This window comes from Rhodothermales bacterium (assembly GCA_013002345.1).
In the GTDB taxonomy this organism is placed as follows: domain Bacteria; phylum Bacteroidota; class Rhodothermia; order Rhodothermales; family JABDKH01; genus JABDKH01.
The window spans coordinates 1-7,637 of sequence record JABDKH010000077.1 but is presented as its reverse complement, the minus strand read 5'-3'; the positions used below and the strand labels follow the sequence as shown (position 1 = coordinate 7,637).

Annotated in this window: 7 protein-coding genes; all 7 read right to left on the bottom strand. The window is 57.7% G+C overall.

Annotated features, from left to right (window positions below; genetic code table 11):
- Positions 1–24: 24 nt before the first annotated feature.
- Positions 25–1,458: an ATP-dependent protease ATPase subunit HslU gene (gene hslU, locus HKN37_04000; GenBank protein NNE45803.1), complete on the bottom strand. Its 1,434-nt coding sequence runs from the start codon at positions 1,456–1,458 to the stop codon at positions 25–27.
- Between the two features lie 105 nt (positions 1,459–1,563).
- The gene (locus tag HKN37_03995) at positions 1,564–2,577 is read right to left on the bottom strand and encodes a hypothetical protein (protein NNE45802.1); all 1,014 of its coding nucleotides are present in this window, start codon (positions 2,575–2,577) and stop codon (positions 1,564–1,566) included.
- A gap of 29 nt (positions 2,578–2,606) precedes the next feature.
- The gene (hslV, locus tag HKN37_03990; protein ID NNE45801.1) at positions 2,607–3,227 is read right to left on the bottom strand and encodes an ATP-dependent protease subunit HslV; all 621 of its coding nucleotides are present in this window, start codon (positions 3,225–3,227) and stop codon (positions 2,607–2,609) included.
- A 140-nt stretch (positions 3,228–3,367) separates the two neighbouring features.
- A complete protein-coding gene (gene dacB / locus HKN37_03985; protein ID NNE45800.1) occupies positions 3,368–4,942 on the bottom strand; it encodes a D-alanyl-D-alanine carboxypeptidase/D-alanyl-D-alanine-endopeptidase in 1,575 nt (524 codons plus the stop codon).
- Positions 4,920–5,744, bottom strand: a complete 825-nt coding sequence (gene mreC, locus HKN37_03980) for a rod shape-determining protein MreC (GenBank protein NNE45799.1) — start codon at positions 5,742–5,744, stop codon at positions 4,920–4,922. Before mreC ends, dacB begins: the two co-directional genes overlap by 23 nt.
- A 27-nt stretch (positions 5,745–5,771) precedes the next feature.
- Positions 5,772–6,782, bottom strand: a complete 1,011-nt coding sequence (locus HKN37_03975) for a rod shape-determining protein (GenBank protein ID NNE45798.1) — start codon at positions 6,780–6,782, stop codon at positions 5,772–5,774.
- Between the two features lie 63 nt (positions 6,783–6,845).
- A partial coding sequence (purH, locus tag HKN37_03970) for a bifunctional phosphoribosylaminoimidazolecarboxamide formyltransferase/IMP cyclohydrolase (protein NNE45797.1) occupies positions 6,846–7,637 on the bottom strand: 792 nt, incomplete at its 5' end.

The following is a 7,637-nucleotide window of genomic DNA, read 5'->3' as shown; positions in this document are numbered from 1 at the left end:
GCGCTAGGCATGAGGCCTGCGGGGCTAAAGGATGTAGTGACTCAGATCCCGGTCCTCGACGATCGAAGCGAGTCTCGTCGTGACCGTCGCCTCATCAATATTGATTTCCGCGAGATCCATGCTGTCTGGTACATCGTACAGGATGTCCTCGAGCAGTGTCGTCAGGATTGTATGGAGTCGACGGGCCCCGATGTTCTCGATCTGTTCGTTGACTTCGGCCGCGATGCCCGCAATCTTCCGGACGGCATCATCCGTAAAGGTGATTTCCACGCCTTCTGACCTCAGGAGCGCCTGGTATTGCTTGAGCAGCGCATTCTTGGGTTGCATCAGAATCTTGAAGAAGTCCTCCTCGTCAAGCGAGGTTAGTTCAACCCGAATCGGAAATCTTCCCTGTAATTCGGGGATCAGGTCGCTTGGCTTTGACACGTGAAATGCTCCGCTGGCGACGAACAAAATATGGTCAGTCTTCACCATTCCATACTTCGTCATCACGGCCGATCCTTCAACGATCGGAAGGAGATCACGCTGCACGCCTTCCCGGGAGACATCGGGTCCGCTCCGACCGGATGCCGAGCGGGACGCCACCTTGTCAATCTCATCGATGAATACAATGCCGGACTGCTCGACTCTCTGAATTGCTTCACGGGTGACCTTGTCCATGTCGATGAGTTTCTGCGCCTCCTCCTGAGTCAGCAGCTCTCGGGCCTCAGCAATAGGAACTCGTCTCTTCTTCCGCTTGCGCCCGCCGAGATTTCCGAAAAGGTCCTGCAGATTTACTCCCATTTCTTCCATTCCCATGGGGCCGAACACCTGCAGCATGGGTGACTGGTCGCTTGTCACCTCGATTTCGATTTCGCGTTCGTCCAGATCACCGCGACGCAACTTCTCCCGAAACTTCTCGCGGGTTCGCTCCCTCAGGTCGCGATCCGCATCATTCTCGGTCCCAGTCTCGGTCGTCTTGAGGAGGAAACCAGTGCCGGTATCGGAGCTTCCTGAAGCGGGTATAAGATGATCCAGGATCCGTTCTTCCGTCATCGAACGTGCTCGTTCCTGCACGCTCTCCGTATGCTCGTCGCGGACCATGCTGATGGCGATGTCGCACAGATCGCGAATCATACTCTCGACGTCGCGGCCGACGTACCCGACCTCCGTAAACTTGGTTGCCTCGATCTTGAGAAACGGCGCACCGGCCAGACGGGCAAGTCGTCGAGCGATCTCTGTTTTTCCAACGCCGGTGGGCCCGATCATGATGATGTTATTCGGCATGATTTCGTCCCGCATCTCCTCAGGCGCGTTGAGTCGACGCCATCGGTTTCGTAGCGCGATCGCCACGCTCTTCTTCGCGTCGCCCTGCCCGATGATATACTTGTCGAGCTCCGCCACAATCTGGCGAGGGGTCAGCTCATGTCTGGACGCGAGATCGGAGGAATTCGCGTTCGTGATGCCGTTGGATTGCATAGGAAGGAGTTAACGTAGGACGGCCCGCGACGGAGACGCGCATGCAGCGCAGTGCCCGAGTCGCAGGCCGGTTGTATCAGAAAGCACCGTGCTTGCTATCGCTTGTCAGTCGGTATCCATTTCAACCGATGAAGTTCCTCCGTCGCCATACGCCGGCTCCGTTTCGCGATAGCTCTCTACGATATCGATGTCGACCCCGGGCTTCTCGGCCTCTGCGGGCATCGCAGCACGTAGAGTCTGCACATCTGGATGCTCCGTATCGATAATCAACACCGTGTAGTCGTACGGGAATCCGCGTCGTTTTTCCAGCCAGACGGCGCCCGATTCCTCCAGCTCGTTGATGACGGTCTTGGGGTCGGATTCGGGTTCGTCGAACTCCTCCGACAGCTTTCTGAGAAGGGGAGTGAGATATACCTCGTCGTACTGACCGAAATACCTCTGGACAATTTCCAGCGTTCGCTTGCACACGGGGTTGGTCACGACCGTGTGCTCCACGGCGGATCGATCTGATCCCGTCAGCACCGACTCAAACCCTTCGTCAAGGCCCTCGATCGACTCGGTACCCGACACCTTTTTGATCGCATCGCTTAGCAGCAAGGACGCGCTGACGTAGCGCACTCGCGGATGCACGTCGCGGTCGCTCACTTCGCCATCCATGCCGACGGGCAGAACAATGACCTGTCTCGCGTGCTGGGCCAGAACATTTGCGAGTGCGTGATAAACACGCTGCCCGGTCAGGATGACGAACGTCGTCTGGTCGGCATGCCGACCAAGAAGTTTACCGGTTTCGAAACTCAATACGCTTTCAGGCGCATTGGACTGAATAGTCGTCGGGACGAACCGGGTCTCGATTCCATTGTGCACGAGCTCGCGCTGGATGTGGGCGGCGTGATCTCCGAGCTGGGAAAAGTCGGCGTAAGCCCGGCAGTGCCCGACCTCACATCCGAAATCTCTTTGCAGATGTCGCCTCAGCTCAGCGATCATCTCCAGAATCACCTCATCCGGGTAGCACGTCTTTCCGGTCCTGGTTTCGACGGACTTGAAGAGGCTGCTGTAGTCAATGAGCATGGCCGCACGCGTAAGGGGGCCACTCGTGGCGGAATACTTGTTTGTGCGCATCTTACTGATAGGTTGTCAATTCGTCTCCACTACTCCAGCTCAAGAATCGTTCGATTGTGATTGGTGTAGATACAAATGTCTGCGGCAATTGAAAGTGATTTCTCGACGACGTCCCGGGCGGACATCTCATCGTGCGTGGACATGAGGGCGCGTGCTGCAGCCAATGCGTACGGACCACCGGATCCGATGGCGACAATGTCGTCGTCGGGTTCGATTACGTCGCCAGTCCCGCTTATCAGGAGCAGGCGTTCGGGAGCCGCCACGGCGAGTAAGGCCTCCAGTCGCCGGAGATATCGGTCTGTTCGCCAGTCCTTCGCCAATTCAACGGCAGATCTGGTGATGTTGCCGCCATACTGCTGCAGCTTCTCCTCGTACCTCTCGAACAGCGTGAATGCGTCAGCTGTTGCACCCGCGAAGCCGGCCAGCAACTTACCGTCATAGAGCGAGCGCACTTTCTGCGCGTTATGCTTCATGACGGTCGTGCCCATCGTGGCCTGGCCATCGGACCCAAGCGCGACTTTGCCTGCGCGACGAACACCGACAACGGTGGTCGAGCGGAGAATCCGGGCGTTCGGTTCTAAACCGGGAGCGACTTGAGCTTCCACAACTATTCCGCCTAGGAAATCGACTTCTCTTCGCGGCCGCCCCATCTAACCGATCGAAAACTATCCTGTACGACTCCAGGGGCGACTTCTGATAAAATACGGTTTTGCTGTTGGGATGTCTTCCTGCTGACCGGATATTCATCACAGACGAAACGGTCGACAGATGCCGTTTTCGCCGAATGTCGTCACGGGAGATCTGCCAGGCGCGTTACAATCCGGTCCTGCGCACGTCGTACAGCAGAGGTTGGCGACGTGTAATTATTGCACATGAACGCAAACGCGAGTGGTCGACCGGACGATGTGCGGACGTAACCGGCAAGGCTGCTGACGGACGTCATCGTTCCCGTCTTGGCGCGCACATTACCCCGCGCCGCACCATCCGGATATCTGGACCGCAGCGACCCGTCAACTCCGCCAACCGGCAGTGATTCGATAAAAGCGTTTCGAACGGCCTGATCGCGATGGCGCCACATGTAGGAAAGCAGACTCGCAGTCATGGCCGTGTTTACGAGGTGATAGCGCGAGAGCCCCGAACCATCTGACAGTCGAATGCGACTGGTGTCCACGGACGCCGCGGCGAACGTTCTGGCGGCAGCCTCTGCACCCATTCGCGCAGAGCCAGGTGTCAGACTGGAATCGGCCACGGGAAACTCAGTGCCCAGCTTACGCAGCAGGAGCTCGGCGTGAAGATTATCGCTCGGCTTATTGACCGCTGCGACGAGTTCGGACAGCGGGGGGGAGGTGTATGTCGCGACAATTCTGCGCTCTCCCGAGAGGGCACCCGGATCCGCCACATCGTCTATGTCTACCGGATTGCCGAGAACACGAATCCCGTCCCTGCCCAGAACCGCCAGCAGTTGATGCGCGAAGAAGCGTGTCGGGTTCTCGATGCTGATGCACTCGGAGTCCTCGCTGTCGATCGCAACCTCGGAAAGCACCTCGATGCGATTGGAGGCCCGCTCCCGAAAATAGGATTCGCGGGTTTCGTCCCCTTCACTCACGGTGACGGTTCGGTTAAACATCACCACGTAGTCCGTTGAGTCGGGCTTCCACGATACCTCCGCGGGTTGCCCGGGAATGGTTGCCCGGACCGTAACGTCGACGCAATTGTCGTTCAATGAAAGGGCGGAAATCTGAGCCGAGTCTTCAAACGGCTCGTCGTCCCACATCCATCCGGCTCCGAGCGGCACGTCGTCGAAGAGGTCGTCATCACCGATGACATCTCCCGTGATGACGCTTATTCCTTTTCCCTGAAGTGAGTCCGCCCATGCTTCAAGTGGACGAAGCGCGTGGCCGTCCTGGAACTGAGGACTGAACGATGGGTCACCTGAACCCCGAATGACAAGGTCGCCATGAAGCGTATCATTCCGTACGTCTCCGAGCGCTTCCAGGTGCGTGACGAATCGAAAGTCGGCTCCGAGTTGGTCAAGTGCGGCCGCGGTTGTATACAACTTGGCGTTGGATGCCGGAAGCAAATTCAGATTCTCATTTCTTGAGAAGAGAGTTCGACCTGTTGTCAGATCGCTGATTTTGACCGACCAGATACCGCCAATAAAAATCGAATCAACAAGAACGGAATCGACGCCCATCGCGAGCGTCCGAACTTCCGCAGGAGATAAGAACGGCGCGTGATCCACGCGTGTCGCCGCGGGGGCGCTGCACCCTCCAACGTAGATTCCGAAGACGATTACGCCGAAAAAGCGGCGATATGCCGAACAACGAGACGTGTGTCCGGAACTAGAAAGTGCTTTCTGCTTCAATTTGAGTTCGCTCCTGATCTGGCCGGTTCAGCAGAACGAATACATGCTCTGCCTTTTCAATGTCCGACATCGGAGAGACAAAAAGAATAAGTTCGATGCGACCGGGCCGGACGAGCACGGAGTCAATCCGACCGATGGGGTAGCCCTTCGGGAAGACCTGCGAGAATCCACTGGCAACGACAAGGTGTCCCCGTTCGACCGGTTCGGTCTTGACGACATGTTCCATGATGAGCCGGTCGCGGCGGTCACCATCCCAGCGCACGATGCCGGGTGTACCGCTTGGCTGAACTTTAGCCGGGATTCGCAGCTCTGTGTTCAGATATGGCATCACCCGCGCAAACCGATTACTTACCAGGACCACTTTGCCGATAATTCCGCGATCGTCAACCACCGCCATGTCGGCCTCGACTCCGTCGCGACGCCCGACGGCAATCGTGAACAGATTCCGTTGTCGTGTTAGGACCTTGGATACGACTTCGGCCGCCAGAGTTGGTGTGCCGATGGTATCACGCAGGCCGATGAGTCGTCGCAGCCGGTCGTTTTCGATCGCGGCTTCGCGGGAACGGGCGAGCTGGCTGGAGAGCCGGATGTTGTCGGATCGGAGTTGGCTGTTCTCCTCGAGGGCCGTCAGATAGTCCCCGATCCATGCGGCCTTGTTTTCGATGGTAGCCGCCGCTTCCAGTGACCTCGCTCGCAGGCCGCGCACGGCCGGCTCGTTTCGCGAGAGCAGAAGAAGAGCCGAAATGACCAGAAGGCAGAACAGGATGACCCAGTCGCCGATCCTGTCCCATAGCTTGATCATGTTCCGTCGGGCTTTGCCGGTTATCGTCTACGAAAGAACGCGGCTGTGCTTTTCCAGGTCCTCAAGGACTGCACCCGTACCGCGTACGACAGCCGTAAGGGGATCTTCGGCGATGTAGACGGGAAGATCGACCCGATTGCGAATTAGGGTGTCCAGCCCCTTCAGGAGCGCACCACCTCCAGTAAGCATGATCCCGCGCTCAAGAATGTCCGACCCGAGTTCGGGTGGCGTTCGTTCGAGACAGCGAATCACGGCGGCGGCGATCTGGCTTACGGATTCCCGCAATGCCTCGCGCACATCTTCCGAAGAAATGGTGCGGATCTTCGGGATACCGCTTACAAGGTCTCGGCCTTTCACAGAGACTTCGAGCTCCGGATCGAGTTCAACGGCACTCCCGACTTCGCACTTGATACGCTCGGCTGTGCGCTGGCCGATCAGGAGGTTATGATTTCTCTTGAAGTACTGGACGATGGCGCTGTCGAGCTCATTGCCCCCCGTTCGGATCGATTCGTCTATCACAATTCCGGAGAGGGCGATGACCGCGATCTCCGTAGTGCCTCCTCCAATGTCGACGATCATGTTGCCGACCGGCTCCTGGACATTGAGTCCGATGCCCACGGCGGCGGCCATCGGCTCGTCGATCAGGTACACCTGCCGTGCGCCTGAGTGTTCTGCCGAGTCCCGAACTGCACGCTTTTCGACTTCCGTGATACCACTCGGCACACAGATGACCATCCGACGAATGGACGTGATCCAACTGTTCTGGACCTTGCGAATAAGCCCCCGAATCAGTTGCTCGGCGACCTCAAAATCGGCGATTACACCATCCTTGAGAGGCCATACGGTCTCGATTTCACGGTGTGTCCGCTCATGCATCTGCTGGGCTTCGTGACCAATGGCAATCACTTTGCGCGTTGAGCGATGAAGAGCGACGATACTGGGCTCATTGAGAACGATACCTCGACCCTTGATATAGATCAGGGTGTTGGCCGTACCAAGGTCAATGGCCGCATCGGTGGCAAAATTGAAGATTCCCATGCTAGGACTACGGGGATGAATCGGCGGTGGGTGCCTGTAAGACTACTTGGGGCGCAACCGGTTTCAGTGACGGAAATGTCTTCGACCCGTGAAGACCATCGCTACACCGTGATTATCGGCGGCCTTTATGACTTCTTCATCCCTTATGGAACCGCCCGGCTGAATAGCTGCGGTGGCTCCAACCTCCGCCGCCGCGACGAGCCCGTCAGCAAAGGGAAAGAAGGCATCCGACGCTACGACGCAGCCGGTGAAATCGAGTTCAGATTTCCGTCCTTTTGAAATCGCAATTTCGGAGGCGTCGATTCGGCTCATCTGGCCGGCACCGATACCGATGGTTGCCTGGTCGCGGACGTACACGATCGCGTTGCTCTTGACGGCTTTGACAATGCGCCACGCAAAGTCAAGGTCACGCATCTCGGCCTCCGATGGCTCTCGGCTCGTGACGACCCTGTATTCCTTCGTCTGCGCGCTCGTCGACTCGAGCACTGGGTCGCGCAGCTGAGCGAGGACACCGCCGATAACACTCCGCGTGTCAAGGGATCGATCCTTGGATGCTCGCTTCTTCGAGCGAATGATTCGGCGGTTCTTCTTTTCCTGCAGGAACGACAGAACGCCGTCTTCAAAACCCGGCGCGATGATGATCTCTGTGAACACCTTGTCGATTGCCATCGCACATTCCATATCGAGCGGCCGGTTCACGACTACGATACCTCCGAACGGCGACTGCCTGTCTGTTGCAAGGGCACTTGCATAGGCCTTCGCCAACGAGGTGCCGGAGGCGACACCGCAAGGGTTCGTGTGCTTGAGGATTGCGACGGTCGGCGCGGCGTCGAAGAACTCGTCGATCAGGCAGAG

Coding starts and splice junctions, on each gene's coding strand:
- hslU (NNE45803.1), bottom strand. CDS start 1,458: ATGCAATCCAACGGCATCACGAACGCGAATTCCTCCGATCTCGCGTCC.
- HKN37_03995 (NNE45802.1), bottom strand. CDS start 2,577: ATGCGCACAAACAAGTATTCCGCCACGAGTGGCCCCCTTACGCGTGCG.
- hslV (NNE45801.1), bottom strand. CDS start 3,227: ATGGGGCGGCCGCGAAGAGAAGTCGATTTCCTAGGCGGAATAGTTGTG.
- mreC (NNE45799.1), bottom strand. CDS start 5,744: ATGATCAAGCTATGGGACAGGATCGGCGACTGGGTCATCCTGTTCTGC.
- HKN37_03975 (NNE45798.1), bottom strand. CDS start 6,782: ATGGGAATCTTCAATTTTGCCACCGATGCGGCCATTGACCTTGGTACG.